Source organism: Vibrio sp. SCSIO 43140 (assembly GCF_023716585.1).
GTDB classification, from domain to species: domain Bacteria; phylum Pseudomonadota; class Gammaproteobacteria; order Enterobacterales; family Vibrionaceae; genus Vibrio; species Vibrio maritimus_B.
In genome coordinates this window covers 1,573,886-1,591,911 of record NZ_CP071851.1, presented here as the reverse complement: position 1 = coordinate 1,591,911, position 18,026 = coordinate 1,573,886, and the positions used below count along the sequence as shown (strand labels likewise).

Annotated in this window: 12 protein-coding genes; 7 read left to right on the top strand and 5 right to left on the bottom strand. The window is 45.3% G+C overall.

What is annotated here, in order from left to right; all coding sequences use genetic code 11:
• Window positions 1–47: 47 nt before the first annotated feature.
• The 4 genes from J4N45_RS25550 to J4N45_RS25535 all read left to right on the top strand — a co-directional run bounded on the left by J4N45_RS25550 (window position 48) and on the right by J4N45_RS25535 (window position 5,250).
• Window positions 48–767 (top strand): oligogalacturonate-specific porin KdgM family protein, encoded by a 720-nt coding sequence (locus J4N45_RS25550; protein WP_252015419.1) that lies wholly within the window; start codon window positions 48–50, stop codon window positions 765–767.
• A 10-nt stretch (window positions 768–777) separates the two neighbouring features.
• The gene (locus J4N45_RS25545; RefSeq protein ID WP_252015417.1) at window positions 778–3,225 is read left to right on the top strand and encodes a family 20 glycosylhydrolase; all 2,448 of its coding nucleotides are present in this window, start codon (window positions 778–780) and stop codon (window positions 3,223–3,225) included.
• A 198-nt stretch (window positions 3,226–3,423) separates the two neighbouring features.
• Window positions 3,424–3,846, top strand: coding sequence for a YMGG-like glycine zipper-containing protein (locus tag J4N45_RS25540; RefSeq protein WP_042469920.1), 423 nt, complete (start codon window positions 3,424–3,426; stop codon window positions 3,844–3,846).
• A 447-nt stretch (window positions 3,847–4,293) separates the two neighbouring features.
• A complete protein-coding gene (locus J4N45_RS25535) occupies window positions 4,294–5,250 on the top strand; it encodes a sensor domain-containing diguanylate cyclase (RefSeq protein WP_252015415.1) in 957 nt (318 codons plus the stop codon).
• Here the strand turns inward: J4N45_RS25535 and J4N45_RS25530 are convergent.
• Genes J4N45_RS25530 through J4N45_RS25520 form a run of 3 tightly spaced genes read right to left on the bottom strand, consistent with a single transcriptional unit; the run spans window position 5,244 to window position 9,686 of the window.
• A complete protein-coding gene (locus tag J4N45_RS25530) occupies window positions 5,244–5,825 on the bottom strand; it encodes an HAD family hydrolase (protein ID WP_252015414.1) in 582 nt (193 codons plus the stop codon). The two genes, J4N45_RS25535 and J4N45_RS25530, sit on opposite strands and share 7 nt — an antisense overlap.
• A gap of 28 nt (window positions 5,826–5,853) precedes the next feature.
• Window positions 5,854–8,661 (bottom strand): PAS domain-containing hybrid sensor histidine kinase/response regulator, encoded by a 2,808-nt coding sequence (locus J4N45_RS25525; RefSeq protein ID WP_252015412.1) that lies wholly within the window; start codon window positions 8,659–8,661, stop codon window positions 5,854–5,856.
• Window positions 8,658–9,686: a cytochrome-c peroxidase gene (locus tag J4N45_RS25520; RefSeq protein ID WP_252015410.1), complete on the bottom strand. Its 1,029-nt coding sequence runs from the start codon at window positions 9,684–9,686 to the stop codon at window positions 8,658–8,660. Before J4N45_RS25520 ends, J4N45_RS25525 begins: the two co-directional genes overlap by 4 nt.
• 293 nt (window positions 9,687–9,979) lie before the next feature.
• Between J4N45_RS25520 and J4N45_RS25515 the strand changes: the two genes are divergently transcribed.
• Window positions 9,980–11,071 (top strand): efflux RND transporter periplasmic adaptor subunit, encoded by a 1,092-nt coding sequence (locus J4N45_RS25515; protein WP_042469929.1) that lies wholly within the window; start codon window positions 9,980–9,982, stop codon window positions 11,069–11,071.
• Window positions 11,072–11,102: 31 nt separating this feature from the next.
• The gene (locus J4N45_RS25510; RefSeq protein ID WP_252015408.1) at window positions 11,103–14,147 is read left to right on the top strand and encodes an efflux RND transporter permease subunit; all 3,045 of its coding nucleotides are present in this window, start codon (window positions 11,103–11,105) and stop codon (window positions 14,145–14,147) included.
• Between the two features lie 91 nt (window positions 14,148–14,238).
• Here the strand turns inward: J4N45_RS25510 and J4N45_RS25505 are convergent, their stop codons facing one another.
• The gene (locus J4N45_RS25505) at window positions 14,239–14,991 is read right to left on the bottom strand and encodes a dienelactone hydrolase family protein (protein WP_252015406.1); all 753 of its coding nucleotides are present in this window, start codon (window positions 14,989–14,991) and stop codon (window positions 14,239–14,241) included.
• A gap of 225 nt (window positions 14,992–15,216) precedes the next feature.
• On the opposite strand from J4N45_RS25505, the gene J4N45_RS25500 reads away from it, so the two are divergent.
• Window positions 15,217–16,353 carry a BamA/TamA family outer membrane protein gene (locus J4N45_RS25500; protein ID WP_252015404.1) on the top strand — a complete coding sequence of 379 codons (1,137 nt, stop codon included), beginning with the start codon at window positions 15,217–15,219 and terminating at the stop codon, window positions 16,351–16,353.
• Window positions 16,354–16,394: 41 nt separating this feature from the next.
• Here J4N45_RS25500 and dcuC read toward each other — a convergent pair whose 3' ends face one another.
• Complete coding sequence (gene dcuC / locus J4N45_RS25495) at window positions 16,395–17,762, bottom strand: anaerobic C4-dicarboxylate transporter DcuC (RefSeq protein WP_234496342.1); 1,368 nt, start codon at window positions 17,760–17,762, stop codon at window positions 16,395–16,397.
• Between the last annotated feature and the right edge of the window lie 264 nt (window positions 17,763–18,026).

Genomic DNA, 18,026 nt, shown 5'->3' with positions numbered 1-18,026 from the left:
ACCCTGACTTTTTACCGTTTTTTTCTCCCCCAATAAGACAAATCATAATGAAAAAACACTGTATTTATCCTTTATTAGCCCTGATTTCTTCTTCAGCAGTGGCGTCCACCACGTATTTGGACTTACGCCATGAATATCGTGACCCATCCGATAGGCATCGTAGCCGAGTGATTCTAGGTCATCATTTTGACAACGGTTATGGCATCGAGATGCTCACTAACATTAACCATGGTACCTATGGTGATAGCTTTGGTAGCAATCTGCGTTTATCAAACACAGAGGTGACCAACTACTATACCTACGCAGTGAATGATAACTTCACGCTAAACCCAGGTATCACGCTTAATTTCTTGAGCTCGAATACCTTCTACATGCCATATCTGAAGCTCAACTATAACTTTGATAGCGGCTTCTTTATTCACGGTCGTTACCGTTATGACTTCTCAAGTGCAGAAGCTCAAAATGCGGCGGGCGATTTTGAGACCATTCGACGCAATCGTTATGACGTTTGGACAGGCTACAGCAGCGATAAATTTACTCTTTCATACGCGTACACTTACTTCGATCAAATCACTAATCACCCTGGCGAACTTGCGAACGGTGAACAAACAGCACGTGAGCACACCGTGAAGTTTATGTACAAGTACTCTAGCTTCATGCGTCCATACGCAGAAATAGTGGACGCAGATAAGAACATATATATCCCCGAACCGAATAAAGGTGCGACAGAGTGGCGCTACCGCATTGGTCTGAATTTTGTTTTCTAAGGAAGTGGTAATGAACAAGAAACTGGTATCTCTTTTAATTGCAGGCACACTAACATCAACGGCATGGGCTATGGCACCAAATACCGATCTGAACTTAATGCCTTATCCTCAAACAGTGGAATTGAAACAGGGCAATGTTGTTATCGATAAAGACTTTAGTATTTTTATCAAAGGGTACAATTCAGAGCGCGTTGACGCGACGGCAAAACGTTTTATCACTCGCCTTGAGCGTCAAACGGGTTTACCGACTCTGAATTGGCAGGCTGAAAGCGCGAGCGACGCGACCTTAGTTATCGACATCGATGATGCGCCTAAAGCCGCGGTTCAGGATATCAATGCTGATGAGTCATACACCTTGAATGCGCAGAATGGGCAGATAGTTCTAAAAGCGAACCGTCCATACGGTGCGATCCGTGGTATCGAAACCATTCTTCAACTTGTCAAAACGGATGCTATCGCTTATTCGGTACCAGCAATTTATATTGAAGATGAACCTCGTTTCCGCTGGCGCGGTGTCTCTTATGATACCTCTCGTCACTTCATTGAGATGGAAGTGATCCTGCGTCAATTAGATGCAATGGCATCAGCGAAAATGAACGTGTTCCATTGGCATATCTGGGATGACCAAGGCATCCGCATTCAACTGGACAACTACACCAAGCTTTGGGAGAAAACCACGGATGGTGATTACTACACTAAAGATCAAATTCGCTATGTTGTTGACTATGCTCGTGAGTTAGGTATTCGTGTGGTTCCTGAGATCTCACTTCCTGGTCACGCTTCTGCAGTTGCTCATGCTTACCCTGAACTAATGTCAGGAGTGGGGGAACAAAGCTACCCACAGCAGCGTGAATGGGGTGTATTTGAGCCGCTCATGGACCCAACAAATCCTGAGCTTTACACCATGCTGAGTAGTGTCTTTGATGAAGTGGTTGAACTCTTCCCAGATGAGTACTTCCACATTGGTGGTGACGAGCCAAACTATAAGCAGTGGCAAGAGAACCCTGAGATCCAAGCGTTTATCAAAGAAAATAATCTCGATGGCGAGCGCGGCTTACAGTCTTATTTGAATGCGAAAGTAGAGAAGATGCTTGAAGATCGCGGCAAGAAGATGACGGGCTGGGATGAGATCTGGCATAAAGATCTGCCAAAATCCATCGTGATTCAAAGCTGGCGTGGGCATGACAGTATTGGTCGTGCGGCGAAAGAAGGCTATCAAGGACTTCTCTCTACGGGCTATTACCTAGACCAACCTCAGCCGACGAGTTACCACTATCGCAACGATCCTATGCCACATGGCATTACGGTCGATGATACATTGCATGAAGGCGAGCGTTTCGTTAGCTTTCAGTGGGAAAAACCGCGTACTAAAGGCGGTCCACGTAAAGGCTTGCTTACCATCATTCAGGCTAAAGATGGCAGTGTTAGAGCGTTTACTGACTACAACGGTAAGTCTCGTACTGAAGTCGAAATCTTAGAGTACACGCCAGGCGAGAGCTTCAAAGGGCACTTTGACAACTTTATGTCGTATACGGAGTTTAACCTGAAGCTTGTTGGTGACAAGCTTGCAGAAGGGAGCTATCAGCTTATTGGTAACGTGCGTTGGCCAACCACGGGAGAAGTCGTGGCTTCTTCTGCGCAGCCAGGTTCGACTATACCTGCGCCAAGCGGTGGTTACCCAGCTGAGCTGACGGAAGACGAGCAGTCGCTCATTCTTGGTGGCGAAATCACCGTCTGGGCTGAAAACATTAACTCTCAAACTATGGAAAACCGTATTTGGCCGCGTAGCTACGCCATCGCGGAGCGATTCTGGTCTTCCGAAGAGCTGACAGACGAAGCAAGCATGTATAAGCGTATGCGCGCTATCGACAGTTGGTCGGAGATCTCTCTGGGGATGCGCCATCACGCTGACTCTAGAGTTATGATGCAGCGTTTAGCGAATGGCGCCGATGTAACGCCATTACTGACACTTGCTCGCTATACTGAGCCTGCGCAGTATTACGCTCGCAACTGGGAGAAGTGGATTCAAACGGAAAATCACGGTGATCTTTATAATCAACATGAGCGCTTGAATCGTTTCGCTGATGCACTGCCGGTTGAGAGCTATGCTGTGTATGAAATGCGAGATCTTGTAGAGCAGTTTGATAAAGGTGATAAGCAAGCGCTCTCTGCTTTAGAACGTCACTACGAGACAGTTCTAAACGCTGCGACCACTGCTGAACCTATCTTCGCTGCGAATGTTGCATCTGTTGATACTGTTGCGGTGACGAATGCAACGAAGAAAATCGCGGAGTTAGGTATAACTCTAGTGGCTAAAGCACAAGCTGGAGAGGCCATCTCTAAAGCAGATGCGAATGCATATCAAGCGATGATTAACGAGTCGGCGATCATCATAGACGAAACCATTGTTGCCATCGTTAAGCCAACGGAAATGTTGTTGGAAGCTCTTTCTGAATAGATCATAACTAAATTACAGAGCTGATTAACCGAGTGCCGAGTGTTGCGAGTAGCAATACTCGGTTTTTTTATGAATACTCTCGTTCGGTATAAGCTGATAACTACCGCTTATCAGCCTAATAACGACAAGTGAATTCCTTGCAACACGTCAAATCGGTATTCTCTGCGGCATAGAAACAACCACTGCGAGATTACTGCTATGACTTTTACCAAAACTTCTCTTAAATCATTATTTGCCGTTACGACACTTGCTTTGCTAGCTGGCTGTTCGTCACCTGCTTTCGATAAGGACAACGAGAACGCAGCACGTAATCGAGGCGCAGCTGGAGGCGCGCTCTTGGGCGCAACGATGGGCGTTCTAACGGGTGAACCTGATCTAGCGGTCAAAGGTGCAGTTGCTGGTGGTGTTGCTGGTGGTGTTGCCGGATCGATGAAAGATCTAGAAGATTCTCGTGAAACTGGTCGCACAGAAACGCTAGCGGACGGTATTAAACAGGATAACCGCAGCGATGCTGAAAAGCGTGCAGATGAGCTTGAGGCTGAAATTCGTATTCGTGAGTTAGAGCAAAAGCTAGCAGAAATGGAGAAAGCGCAAGAATCTCAACCTGGTCAGCAAGGGTAATAACTCGCTAGTCTGTTTTAAACGCCAAGACTAAACAACACGCAAAGAAAAGGCCGATTGACAAGTCAATCGGCCGAAAACAGTGTGAACAAATCGGTTCACTAACAACGTCAGTTGGCTAGGTGACTTCAAAAAAGAAGTCGTAGTTTACAAAGCATGATGTATGCCAACTTTTTCAAAGTCTATTCTCCCTCTTTTTGTGCTCCAAAACACACATCAAGCCCCATTAATTCCAGTTTGCAAATGCATTACGCAATTATTTTGCGAAATGCGAATTATATAATTATCAACAGAGTGTGATTTCATATGAATTTACGATAAGAATATGATGCTTTTGTGGCAAGTCAGGATAATTTTGGCTAATTTTAAGTCTGTAGTTCCGTTTGAATTCCGTGACTGAGCTATTCATAGGGACGCCCCGAGAATCATGCCAAGGAAAAAGAGCACATGCAGCCAGCGCCAATCCCGTTTGATGATGATTATCGCCTTAAAGTCGTTAAACAACTAAATATATTAGAAAAACCTGAAGAGCGTTTTGATAGAGTCACTCGACTGGCAAAGCGAATGTTCGATGTAGACATTGCACTTTTGAGCATAGTTGAGCAGGACAAACAATGGTTTAAATCTAATGTAGGCCTCAACGCTCGAGAAACGGGGCGAGGTGAATCTTTTTGCGGACATGCAATATTAGGTGATGAACCTTTTATTATTCCCGATGCATCTATTGACGTTAGGTTTAGCGACAACCCTTTGGTAATAGGTGAACCTAATATACGTTTCTATGCGGGTGTCCCGCTTAAGATAGACAACGGGGTGAAGATAGGGACGTTATGTATCATCGACAATAAACCAAGGCACCTAAGTGACCAGCAAGTTCAAGACTTAATCGATTTGGCAAAGCTTGCGGAGTCAGAGCTTGTTGCGAATCTAAACTCGACCATAGACGAACTCACACAGATTTCAAACCGACGGGGCTATAATGCACTTGCCAGCAAAGTCATTCAAAAGTGTCGTTTTGCCGCAGAACCTTGCACAATCGCTCTATTTGACTTGGATAGCTTTAAACGCATTAATGATACGTTTGGTCATTCAGTTGGTGATGATGCGTTACGCCAGTTCGCAAAGTTGCTGAAATCCAACTTCAGGGATTCGGACGTTATTGCTAGAGTCGGTGGAGATGAGTTTGTTGTAGTGATGTCAGGGACAACAGGTAACGATTCTAAATTCCCGATCACGCGATTCAAAGAAAGGGTAGATACTTTCAATGAAAAGCAGAGTGCCGTTTACTCACTTGGTTATTGTGTCGGTGTTGTCTGTTGCACGCCTCTTGATTCAGTCGACCATGAAGAGTTGATAGAGCTTGCCAGTAAGGCGATGTATTTAAACAAAAGTACTACCTATTGAGTCTTTAAGTAGCTGTGAAGCGCGGTTAGAGACGGATAATGCAAATCTGCGCCATAGTTTGCTGATAGCTCTGAGGAGTTGGATATATAACAGCTTAAACACCCAGCGTTTTGTGCAGTGAGTACATCGTATTGATGGTCTCCAACGTACAAAACGTTTCCTTTCTCTAAGCTCCATTCCTCCATTAAATGAAACAGTGCTGTAGGATCTGGCTTCGCTGGAAAATCTTCCCTTGTGATGAGCGTCTCGACAATAAGGGCGTGCTCTTTCAGTTTGGTTTCAGCGGCTTCACGGCAGTTTCGGGTAATGATACCAAAACGCATATCTTGAGCTAGCAGCCAATCAAGCAATGCCTGCGCCCCGCTCATTAGGTTACTCGACTTAGCATCATTGATCTCGTGATCTAAAATGACGCCGTTTCTAATCTTGCGTTGATTGTCACACTTGGTTTCAGCAACATGGGTAAGCAAGTCCTTACCTGTTGGACAATCGATCTCTCGCCTCAGCAGTTCAAAATCGATATTTGATGATACTAGGGTGTTGTCCAAGTCAAATACAACGGCTTTGATAGTCAAGTGCATGTCCTTTCGCTAGTGTGCATCTCTACTTAGATATATTAGACGACTTTGGTGCAGCGTTATCGGTCTGCTGTGCGTTTTTGTCTAATATTCTTGTCGCTTCATGAATGTTGACTTCTACGAGATTTATCAGAGATTGGACTTCTTCCAAAGCAGGCAACTTGTCGAGTTTTAAAGTGGTCTGAAGTTGTTCTATTTTGTCGACCACGCGATGCAGAGCAATCGCGCGACACTGCTGCGAAATGATTTTAAGCGTTTCATTAAGCCGTTTTGTATCTTTTGCTGAGTAATTGGAAATGACGCGATTTAAGTGCTCTTCCCCAATTTGCTTAAACTCGGCGACTTGCTCATAAGTGATTGGATTTCCACCCTGAATCGATTCCATTCGTAGTTCGGCTTCTGTTGCGGTTGGCAGATCAGGCTGCGTTAAATCATGTCTAATAAGCTCAACGACACTTGAGTTAGCGTCCGTTTTAGGAGGCATCACTAAAAGGTGGCGATAGCGCTGAAGTGCATCAATAAAACTTTCTTTTTGCAGTGGTTTAGTCAAAATATGATTAGCGCCTGCGGCAACAAAGTTATCATGCGCCTCTTTAAAGACATCGGCAGTACAACCAAAAATTACCGTTTCTGAATTGAGCTCTTCACGAATAATTCGCGTTGCTTCAATGCCATCCATAACAGGCATATGATTGTCCATAATGATGAGGTCGTATGAGTTTTCCCTAACTTTATCGACGGCAATTTGGCCGTTCTCGGCAACCTCCACATCATGTCCCTGCTTTTTACAAAATGTCTTAGCGACTAATGCGTTAACTTTATTGTCTTCAACCAACAGAATCTTCAGGGACTGCGCTAGCGCTTGGTCATCAAGTGAGACATTTGCTTTTGCTTCTGCCTGAACAGGCTCGGCGTGTTCTAGCTTGAATGAGACGGTAAAAGTACTTCCTTTGCCAATCGTGCTTGTTACGGTCGCATCACCTCCCATTATGTTCGCGAGTTTTTTAACGATTGCGAGACCGAGACCCGTTCCACCAAACTTTCTTGTCGTTGATGCTTCTGCCTGAGTAAATGGGTCAAATATGCTTTTCAATCGTTCTTCAGGAATACCGACACCACTATCTTCGACAGATATGGTAAGTTGTTCCGAACTATCGGCTTTTGTTTCACCTGAAAGTGTTACTCTAATATGACCAGAGGCAGTGAATTTGACGGCGTTGCCCAACAGGTTAAATATGACTTGTCGAATTCGAGATTTGTCGCCTCGGTAACTTTTGCCCTTATCGAGTTGATTATCAAGCTCAAACTCGATGCCTTTTTCCCTACAGATTGAGGAATAGGTGCTGACGATAGGTGAGCAGAGCTCTTCTACGGCGAAGTCGATAGATTCAAGTTCGAGTTTCCCTTCTTCTATTTTAGAGATATCGAGTATGTCATTGAGCAGTGACAGCAGGTGATTACCTGACTCAAGTAAGATATGCAGTTGCTGCTTGTGCTGCTTTTGCGTGACTGAGGATTCGAGAATTTGAGCCATACCAAGGATGCCATTTAATGGCGTTCGTAGCTCGTGACTCATCGTAGCGAGAAAAGTAGATTTAGCTCGGTTCGACGCATCCGCATTTTCGACCGCAAGTCTCAAGTCACTTTCAAGACGTTTTCTATCACCGCTATCTCTCTCTACCGCTATGAATTGTTCAACTTGATTACTCAAGTTTTTGATAGGGGTGATTGCAATATCGATCCAATAAGGAGTGCCGTTTTTGTGGTAGTTAATGAGTTCTGATTGAACCGCATTACCCTCTCTTAGACTTGCAGATATGCGTTGAACTTCCTCTTTCGATGTTTCTTCTCCCTGAAGGAAACTGCCCGGCTTTTGGCCCATGACTTCATCCAGCTCAAATCCCGATAAACGCTCGAATGCTGCATTGGCCCATGAGATACGACCTGATTTATCTGTGATGATGATAGCGTCACTTGCGTGCTCGACTACTAATGCCAGATGCGAGCGCTCTTTTTCTTTGGTAAACAGTTCACGATTGAGTTTGGCTTCTCTGTACTGTTGTATCCATTGACGCCAGTAAATGTAGCCCGCTAGAAAAAGAAACAGTAGTACGCCGGAGATAATGACATTTCGTTGTTGGCTAGAAGAGCGGTCTAACCAATACGTATTCACATCGTTAAGTAAAGTGTGTATCTCACTGTTTAACAGTGCTTGCTTGTCTTGGTCTATTTCACCACCAACGCGGTTGTTGAGTTTGATATAGCTATCTATCGCCATAACCACGTTATGTGTTTTGATATCAGAGGGCAGATCTTGGCGTCCAATGCGGTTATCAAAGTACTGGTAGATGCGAAGCGTGTTTTGCTCAGAAAGCGTCGTGGAGAGAAGTTCGCCTTTAAGCTCTTGAAGCGTGTTCGTTGAGTATTCAAAGGATACTTTCGCACTAAGTAGCCTCTCTAGACGTTGAGTAAAACCAAGAATCTCATTTTTGATGTGTCGCCCGAACAGTACGGCTTCATTGGGAATAGGGCTAAGCCAATCGACGTAACTCTTTTGGTTGAGTGTTAGGTTGTCATAGAGATGATTGGCTTTAAGCTCAATATCCACCAGTTCATTTGAGAAGCTGTCATAGGTTTTATGACTGTTATACTCAAAAGAGTATATGTCTTCGAGAGAACGAGTAATGTTGTGTGATAGGCCTAGGTAAGATTTTTGGTATGCATCACTAACTCGGCTGTTGGCCACACTAATGATCAACCAAATAGCGGATAGTACAATGGCAAGCTGGTAGAGCGCCTCGACGCGCCTTCTGGATAATATCCTATGTGTCATGGTAGAAGCTCCTCAAGAATGGGAGGCGGCGGCGCGGTAAGAGCATTGAGAAACGCAGTGAGCTCGAGGATCGTTGTCGCATCGAGGTCACGCCCGAGCTGCACTCTAGCCATGGTAACTATGGCCGATTCTAAGGTTTGAGCTCTGCCGTCGTGAAAATAGGGGGCGGTATTGGCGACGTTTCTCAGGCTGGGAACTCGAAATACGCCTTTGTCTGACTCAATTCCAGTGACGTTGTAACGACCAAGGTCTTTCTCTTGCTCGCCAGTGCTGTTTACGTTGCCAAATTTTTGAAACAGGTTACCACCTACATTGGTACCTTGATGACAAATGACACATCCGAGATCTTGGAACTTTTTCCAGCCGTTCTGCGCTGCTGCAGGCAATGCGCTTTTGTTTCCATCTAAATAGAGGTCGAATGGCGCAGCGGGTGTGTCTAGCGCCACCATAAAGGATTTGAGGGACGCTTTTATATTTGCTTCGTTGATCTTGCCTTCAAAGTGTTTCGCGAACTTATCTTTGTAGTCCGATACTGACGACACATAGTCGCTAATCTTTTGCCAGTTGGTATTCATTTCAAGCGGGTTGTGTACCGGACCATCCATCTGTGATTCCAGGCTTGATGCACGACCATCCCAGAAAAAACGTGAATTGTGGGCGATGTTAAATACTGTAGGAGAATTCCTTACCCCATTGCCCTTCACGCCTTTAGAGACCTTAATATCTTCCGCACCGTTGGTAAAAATGTGATGGCACGACTCACAGCTTACGCGTCCATTAGAGGAAAGGTTAGGGTCAAGAAATAGCTGCATACCTAACTTGGCAATAGCGAGTTCATTAGGCGTTAACTGCACAGGAGGAATGGGGGAAACAAGTGCCATAGCGCTTTGATTTACAGAGCGACTCTGACCTTTTATTGTTGATGAAGTATGGGTGTTTGGTGACGTAAAAGTGAGAATAAGGTACATCGCAAGCACCAGTATTACACCTAAAGAAACTATCCACCTTATAATGACGATGTTCATAAAATGTTTCATGTATATGGAATTCATGTAGCAGTATGGGATACTTATTCATCATTTCAATGAAAGGTAAAAAAACGCAAAAAATAGTGAACTCGTCGGCGTTTCGTGGTCTTAGAGGAAGTTTCTACGTGCCACATTGCTTAAATAGTGGCTAAAGCGTTTTATAAAGTTATGTTTTTGTGTAACGTTTGTTGCTTTTTGCTACGCTTAATGTAACTTGTGAAATAGCGTGTATTCGATCTCGTTAGCCAAATATTGTGTTGGTTTTTATAAATTTTTATTGGGTGGTTGTTATGAAAACTCATTTACGTGCTCTTACTCTGGCAGCAGCGATTGGCGTTGCTTTGACCGGTTGTAGCCCAGAGCCAGAAAAAACAGTCGAAGCGCCTGTAATTAGGCCAGTTAAAACTGTCGTTATCGGTTTAGAAAACCAAAGTATGATCCGCGAATTTCCAGCGCGTGTGCTCGCTTCGGATCGTGCAGATATGGCTTTTCGTGTATCTGGAAAAGTAAACAGTATTCCTGTGAAAGAAGGGGATAACGTTAAGAAAGGGACTGTGCTCGCCACACTGGACGACACAAACTTCAAACTTGCTGTACGTGATACTCGAGCAACGTTGCAAAGAACTCAAGCTGACTTCAAACGAGCGCAAGAGTTAATTAAAGATAACTTCATCTCTCAGAAAGACTTTGAGCAGTTGCGTGCAAACTTAACGCGAGCAAAAGCAGCTTACGATAAAGCCAATACTGAGCTTAGCTACACCAAACTTTTAGCGCCCTTTGACGGTTTCGTCGCTCAGCGTGATATCCAAAACTTCGAAAACGTTGAAGCGAAGCAGGTGGTATTTACATTCCAGAACCTAAATACCCTTGAACTGAAGTTCAATGTTCCTGAGAAACTTGTGCGTCAGATTCGTGATGAGCAGGCAGAAGATCCTGTTGAGATTCCCGTTTTTGCTTATTTCGACGTTGCTCGTGAAAAGCCATACCCGGTAACAGTCACTGAAGTATCCTCAAAAGCAGATTCAGATACTCAAACGTTTGAAGTAACGGTTTCTATGGAAGCGCCAACAGACCAGAACATTCTTCCAGGAATGACGGGCTATGTAACGGCGGATTTCTCTAAGTTGCAAGAGACTTCAGGTTCAATTCAGGTTCCCGCAACCGCTGTAGTTAGCGACAACGCTCATAATGCGACAGTCTGGGTAGTACAAGAAGATAATACTGTTGCACCGAAACCCGTTGAAGTGTCAACCATGTCTGGTGATCGCATCACAATTCTTTCTGGCCTAGAGATGGGCGAGCGCATTGTAACGGTTGGTGTGCCATTCCTTATTGAAGGCATGGAAGTCAGCTTGATGCCAGAGATCGATCAAGCGCAATAAACCACTGTGACTCAGCAAGAAGAGAAGTTATATGAATTTAGGTGAGTATTCAGTTAAGAATAAAGTCAACAGTTGGCTCTTAGTCCTGTTGATGACCATTGGCGGTATCTTAGCCTACTTTGAGATGGGTAAACTGGAGGATCCAGCGTTTACTATCAAAGAAGCCAAGATTATTACCACTTATCCAGGCGCTTCGCCTCAGGAAGTGTACGATGAGGTAACGTATCACATCGAAGATGCGGTACGTTTGCTTGGTCAAGTTAAGCGCATCAAGCGCTCAGTGACTCGTGAAGGTCTCTCGGACATTACCATCGAATTTAAAGATGAGTATACCTCTGCCGAAATGCCGGGCATCTATGATGAACTTCGTCGTAAGATCGCGGACAACAAGCATAAACTACCTCCAGGTGCTGGCGAGCCGCAAATCATCGATGATTTCGCCGATGTTTACGGTGGTTTCATGGCGCTTAACGGCGAAGGATACACCTATCGAGAGCTAAAAGATGTTGCTGATAATCTTAAGAAGCAGCTTGTTCTCGTTCCTGGTGTGCGCAAAGTCTCTATCGATGGTGACCAAAAAGAAGTGGTTTACGTGCAGATGTCTCGCACGAAAATGGCTGAACTTGGCATCGATATGGCGACGATTGAAAATCTCCTTCAATCTCAGAACTTGGTATCTGATTCAGGTCGATTCCGCGTTGGTCCAGAGTACATTCGTATCGAGCCAACGGGCTCATTCAAGCATGTAAGTGAAATCGAAGATCTGCTTATCTCAAGTAACGATAAGAAGCTCATTCGCCTCGGTGATATTGCTAAAGTTACACGTGAGTATGACGACCAACCAAGCAAACTTATCTACTTTAACGGTAAGCCGTCATTGACCGTTGGTATCTCAATGCTAAGCGGCCGTAACGTAGTAGAAGTGGGCGCATTGATCGAAGACAAGCTAGCGAGCTTGGAAAACCAGATCCCACTTGGGATGAATCTGGATATCATCTACAACCAGCCTCAAGAAGTAGACCAATCGGTAGCAGGGTTCGTGACCAATACGGTTGAAGCTCTGATTATCGTAGTTGTCGTGCTTCTCGCCTTTATGGGACTTCGTGTCGGTCTTATTATCGGTGCGGTACTGATGATCACCGTTGCAGGTACTTTAGCGTTGATGCATCTATATGGCATTGAACTGCAACGAATCTCGCTTGGTGCATTGATCATTGCGCTCGGGATGCTGGTGGATAACGCCATCGTTGTCGCCGAAGGTATGATGATACGGATCAAGCGTGGTATGCCGGCCATGAAGGCCGCTGGCGAAGTGGTTGGCGCGAATGGTTGGGCACTGCTCGGCGGTACTGCGGTTGGTATCCTTGCGTTCGCGGCGATTGGTATGTCGCAGAGTAACACAGGTGAGTTTACTCGTTCTCTATTCTACGTAATCCTAATTTCGCTTTCTCTAAGTTGGGTAACGGCAGTGTCTACAACACCACTGTTGTGTGCACTTCTGCTTAAGAAAGATGACAAGAAAGAAGGTGAAGAAGAAAAAGATCCTTACGCTGGTGCTGGCTTTGTGATCTACAAAGGCATTCTTAAGTTCGCACTCAAGCAGCGTGTGCTAACTATTGGTGTCATCCTTGCGATGTTCGTGTCTGCCGTTTGGGGCTTTGGTTTCGTTAAGAATGCCTTCTTCCCGAATGCGAATACGCCGATGTTCTTCGTAGATATCTGGGAAGTTGAAGGAACGGATATTCATCAAACCCGCGACGATACTCTCAAAGTTGCTGAGTTTGTTCGTGGACAAGAAGGTGTTGAATGGACAGCGACCTTTATTGGTGGCGGTGCATCTCGTTTCTCGCTGGTATATACACCACAAGACTCAACTAAAGCTTATGGGCAGATCATTGTTCGTACCGAAAACCGTGAGATGATCGCGGATCTTCAAACGAAAATTGATCAGTTTATGACGGACAATATAGAAAGCATCGAGCCGAAGATTAAGAGTCTTCGTATCGGTCCTGGACGTGACTCTAAGATCGAAGCTCGATTTGCAGGTCCCGACCCTGAAGTTCTCCGTGATTTATCGTCTCAGGCTGAAGCAATTATGCATGCGGATCCTGGCGCGAAAGAAGTACGTAATGACTGGCGTCAACCAGTTAAGCTCATCAAGCCTATCTTTAACGAGCAGGTAGCACGCCAGTTAGGTGTGACGAGAACTGAGCTTACTGCGTCACTGCGTGCAGCTAGTGAGGGTACTCAAGTCGGTATCTATCGCGATGGTGTGCGTTTGTTGCCAATCTACTTCCGAGCGGATGCAAGTGAGCGTCAAGACGTATCTCAGTTGATGGATGCTCAAGTATACAGTCCTGTACTTGAACGCACGGTTCCAATCGCTCAGGTAGTCGTTGGTTTTGAGACGGTTTGGGAAGATGCCATGATTCGTGGTCGTGATCGACTAACAACCATCATAGCATCAGCTAACCCAACCGGTGAGCTAGCAGCACCGCTGTTCGAGCGATTGAAACCTCAAATTGAAGCGATCGAGCTACCACCAGGCTACACGATGGACTGGGGTGGTGAGTATGAAGACTCTGCAGAAGCACAAGGCGCGTTATTTAGCGCGATTCCAGTGTCATTCATCATGATGATCATAGTTGTCGTGTTGCTATTCGGTAAGGTTCGTCAGCCACTGATTATCTGGATCACGGTGCCACTTGCGATTATCGGTATCACAGCGGGTCTACTGTTACTTGATGGCGCTTTCGACTTTATGGCGCTACTGGGTGCATTGAGTCTGATAGGTCTATTGATTAAAAATGCGATCGTACTCCTCGAAGAAATCGACATGCAGGCAGAAGAGAAACCTATCTACGATGCGATTATTGATTCTTCGATCTCTCGTATGCGTCCGGTTATGCTGGCGGCATGTACAACGATCTTAGGTATGATCCCTCTGCTAAGCGATGTGTTCTTCGTAAACATGTCCATTACGGTGATGTTTGGTCTTGGCTTCGCGACCGTTCTAACACTGGTGTTTATCCCAGTTATGTACGCGATTCTGTTCAAGGCTAAGAACCCAGCCTAAAAGCAATCTCGTAATTAAATAAGAAAAACCCAGGAGTGATCCTGGGTTTTCTATTTTTGGCGTTTAAGAATAGCTAAATGGAGTCAATTAGCTACATAGCCTTAACGCCGGTCTTCTCTTCTAAGAAGCCAGTGAATGCCATCCAAGACTTCTTGTCTGCGTCTTCACGGTAGCGATCTGAGCCAAATACGGTGAACGCATGCGGTGCACCGCTATAGGTAATCATCTCATGTTTAATGCCGCTCTCTTCGAGCTCAACCGCTAAGCCTGCAAACTGGGACATCGGGATTGCTGAATCAGCCGTGCCGTGTAAAACCATGATTGGTGCCTTAGTTTGTGCATAGTTTTGGCCTTCTGGCGTTTTCAAACCGCCGTGGAAGGTCACAAAGCCTCTTGCGTTCATACCTGCGCGTGCTGACTCTAACGCTGCTGCACCGCCGAAGCAGTAGCCCATGACAACCGTATTGTCGAGGTTGCCACCTAACTTACCAGCTTCCGCTAATCCTGCCGCCATCAAGGCTTGGAGTTTATCGCGGTTTTTGTAGAGCTCGCCAGTATGCTGCCTTTTGTCTTCAACTTTTGTTGGGCGTACATCTTGCCCAAATAGATCCACAGCAAACACGTTGTAACCCATTTCGTTGAGCATTTCTGCACGCTTTTCTTCATATTCGGTCAAACCGTCCCAATCATGTACTAAGAGTACGAGCGGAGCGGTATTGCTCACTTTAGCCCAGTAGCCTTCATACGGTTCGCCATCTACGTTGTAGATAACATGTTCGCCCGCTAATGCGACAGGCGCCATTAATGCTGCACAGACGGTAAGTCCTTTGAGTGTTGTTTTCATTGTTTTCCCTTTTGTCTGACATTTGTCATCAAAAGCTTAGTACGTCTTGAAATGCTTTATGGATGAATTTGCGAGAAATTTTTCTATTTAATTTATCGATTTTTTCTCAATGGCTTAGGTGGCGTTTGGGATATTCAATTAAATGATTGGACTGGCGGCCAAGCGTTAGCGCTTCAAAGCATTCAGTGTATACTGGTTAATGAACTGTATACATGGATGTTGTTAATGTTAAATCACCTTATTAGTCAATGCTTAAGGCGTACTTCTTTCCTCTCTTTACTAGGACTTTTGAGCGTACCTTCATGGTCTGCTATCGCGGCAGAATATAAAGACCATGTTGATGATAAAAAATCCAAAGTAGATAGCACTAGTAAAACCAATGAGGAGAAACAAGGGTTTATCGCCTTACCCATTCCAATGTCAAACCCTACACTGGGTACAGGTGTGCAGTTAGTTGGGCTCTATATGCATGCTAAAGAGCCTGGCTCAAAAGCTCATAATGACACATCCGGCATTATCGGCATGTATACCTCTACCGAGAGTTGGCTAGTTGGTGCCTTTCATGACGGGGCATTAAAAGACGACTCAGTGAGATACACCGGTGGGATTTTCCATGGTGATCTGAAACTCAAGTACTATGGAGACGGTAACGATCCTATATTTGCAGGTAATCCACTCAAGTACGACATGAAGATGAGTGGCGTGATGTTACGAGCCCTGTTTCAAGTCTTTGATTCCCATTGGTATATAGGTCCCCAATACAACTATATGCAAACTGACATTAACTTTCGTGAATTGAATGAATTTTGGCCTGAAGAAGAACGGGTAAAATCTGGCGGTCTTGGTGCCGTCATACACTACGATACTCGTGACGATAACTATTACCCAACTGAAGGTTGGTATACCCAGTTTAGCTATATGGATTACGGACAAAATTGGGGTGGGGATGGTAACTACAATATAGGCAAGCTATCGACAAGTAACTACTGGAGTGTCAGAAATGACTTAGTCATTGCTTCTCAATTAACCGGAATGACCAGTGGAGGTGATGTACCGTTTTATGAGAAACCGACACTTCAAATGCGAGGCTTTAACCATGGTCGCTATAGAAATGACAATATTGTGCAAGCGCAGTTCGAGGGGCGTTGGACGTTTTTGGAGCGATTTGGTCTAGTTGGTTTTGTTGGGTTTGGTAAGACCGCTGAAGCGGAGCAAGATATCTTAAGCCAGAGTACTGTCGTGACCAAAGGCGTTGGTCTTAGGTGGCAACCCGTCGAGCAAAAGAAAATGAATATCCGACTTGATGTAGCTCGAGGACCAGAGGAAAGCACACTTCACTTATCCGTGGGTGAAGCATTCTAGATATTGCGAAAAGGGGGCACAAGCCCCCTTTAGTTTGAGTGCTAAACGGTCATTGGTACCAAGACTAAAGTACCAAGAATCACCGTAATCAAACCCGCGATCACAGGTACAGACGTGCGTTTTACAACCTCAAAAGGCGAGATCTGTGCCATCCCCGATGTTGCAACAATAACACCCGAAACCGGTGAAATGGTTCGACCCAAGTTCGAAGCTTGAAGCATCGGGATGATAAGAAACGCTGGGTTAAGTCCCATTTTTGCTGCCAATGACGGCGCAAGCTCTACAAATGCGTAGAAAGGAGCATTACCTGAGCCAGTGGCGATGGCTGCGGCAACAGTTAGGCCCGTTAGGATAAGCATAAGCGCGATACCGCCAGCCCCAGCTTTGTCCGCCAGGTGCAGTAGGTTATCGATAGCGCCAATAGACATCAGACCTTGCGCAAATACACCCGCCGCGACCAATAGCATGACAACGCCTTTGAATGCGTCTGCCATACCTTGGTAACAAGACTCGAGATCTTCCAATGTTTGTTTGCCGTTGAAGCGTTTGGTCACGAAATCAACAAGCGCGCCCAGGAAAATAGAACCGACCACAATAGTATAGATGTCGAGAGTTAACCCCGGGATTGTACGGCCGTTGAAAAGAAAGACACCGATAATTGGTAGGAAAGGCAGCACACAGTAAAAAGCTGGCGCGTTTACTTCCATCTCAGAGACATCAACGCGCTCCATTGGCGTATTGTCTTTCTTGTCTAGGTATTTGTTCCAGAAAAAGGCAGCGACTGCCATGACAATAATGGCGCAAATAGAAACCGGTAAAACGGTTTGTACAGCAAACACATCCAGAGCCAAGCCAGACTTTTCAGCGGCAATCACAACATCGCCAGAAGTTGGCGATAGGATAATCGCTGCAGGAGATGCACAGACCGCGACAGCTGCTGGACGAGAAATCCCCATAGCGGTCATCATAGGAAAGAGCGTCGCCATTAGGAGTACACCCAAACCTGTTGCTGAACTCACAGCCAGAGACATCAAACAAGCTACTATGTATGCCGCAACCAGTAATACGTATGGAGAGGTGATGAATGACAGAGGCTTTGAGAATTGTTTAACGACAACGTTATTCGCGCCGATGTGCGTCATGTAAGAGGCAAAGCCACACAGCAACATGATTTGCATGCCCAAGCCGCCACCGCGGTATTGAAGCATGTATTTCACGTATTCCAGTGCATCGGTGACCATATTCCCGGTCGACGTAATCTTTGCTGGCAGTACAGTGTGCCCCAAAATACCGGTGAGTAGCAGCAGGAAAATCCCCGCTGTTAGCAACACGCCAGCGGGCTTATAGCCTTTAACAATAAAATAGCCCACGGTGATGGTGACGACTAGGCCGATCATCAGTTCTAACATAAATCTCCCCTGATACTGTTAAAAAGTTCGTCCATTTATTTCTAAATGTGTCAGGAACTGTACAGATAAATGTTTTGTAGCACGAGTGCAGTACGGCATATTGATGATCTAGAACAAACAATATCTTCATATGAGAAAATGGTGTGTCTAACTAGTTAATTGATGTATTTCCAGTTGTTAATATTGTTATTGTTTTAGGGTTTGAATATTTTAACTGGCTCACGTGTGGGCTTGAGTGAGGCTGAGCTCTATTTTTAATGGTTT

Coding starts and splice junctions, on each gene's coding strand:
- J4N45_RS25550 (WP_252015419.1), top strand. CDS start 48: ATGAAAAAACACTGTATTTATCCTTTATTAGCCCTGATTTCTTCTTCA.
- J4N45_RS25545 (WP_252015417.1), top strand. CDS start 778: ATGAACAAGAAACTGGTATCTCTTTTAATTGCAGGCACACTAACATCA.
- J4N45_RS25540 (WP_042469920.1), top strand. CDS start 3,424: ATGACTTTTACCAAAACTTCTCTTAAATCATTATTTGCCGTTACGACA.
- J4N45_RS25535 (WP_252015415.1), top strand. CDS start 4,294: ATGCAGCCAGCGCCAATCCCGTTTGATGATGATTATCGCCTTAAAGTC.
- J4N45_RS25525 (WP_252015412.1), bottom strand. CDS start 8,661: ATGACACATAGGATATTATCCAGAAGGCGCGTCGAGGCGCTCTACCAG.
- J4N45_RS25520 (WP_252015410.1), bottom strand. CDS start 9,686: ATGAACATCGTCATTATAAGGTGGATAGTTTCTTTAGGTGTAATACTG.
- J4N45_RS25515 (WP_042469929.1), top strand. CDS start 9,980: ATGAAAACTCATTTACGTGCTCTTACTCTGGCAGCAGCGATTGGCGTT.
- J4N45_RS25510 (WP_252015408.1), top strand. CDS start 11,103: ATGAATTTAGGTGAGTATTCAGTTAAGAATAAAGTCAACAGTTGGCTC.
- J4N45_RS25505 (WP_252015406.1), bottom strand. CDS start 14,991: ATGAAAACAACACTCAAAGGACTTACCGTCTGTGCAGCATTAATGGCG.
- J4N45_RS25500 (WP_252015404.1), top strand. CDS start 15,217: ATGTTAAATCACCTTATTAGTCAATGCTTAAGGCGTACTTCTTTCCTC.
- dcuC (WP_234496342.1), bottom strand. CDS start 17,762: ATGTTAGAACTGATGATCGGCCTAGTCGTCACCATCACCGTGGGCTAT.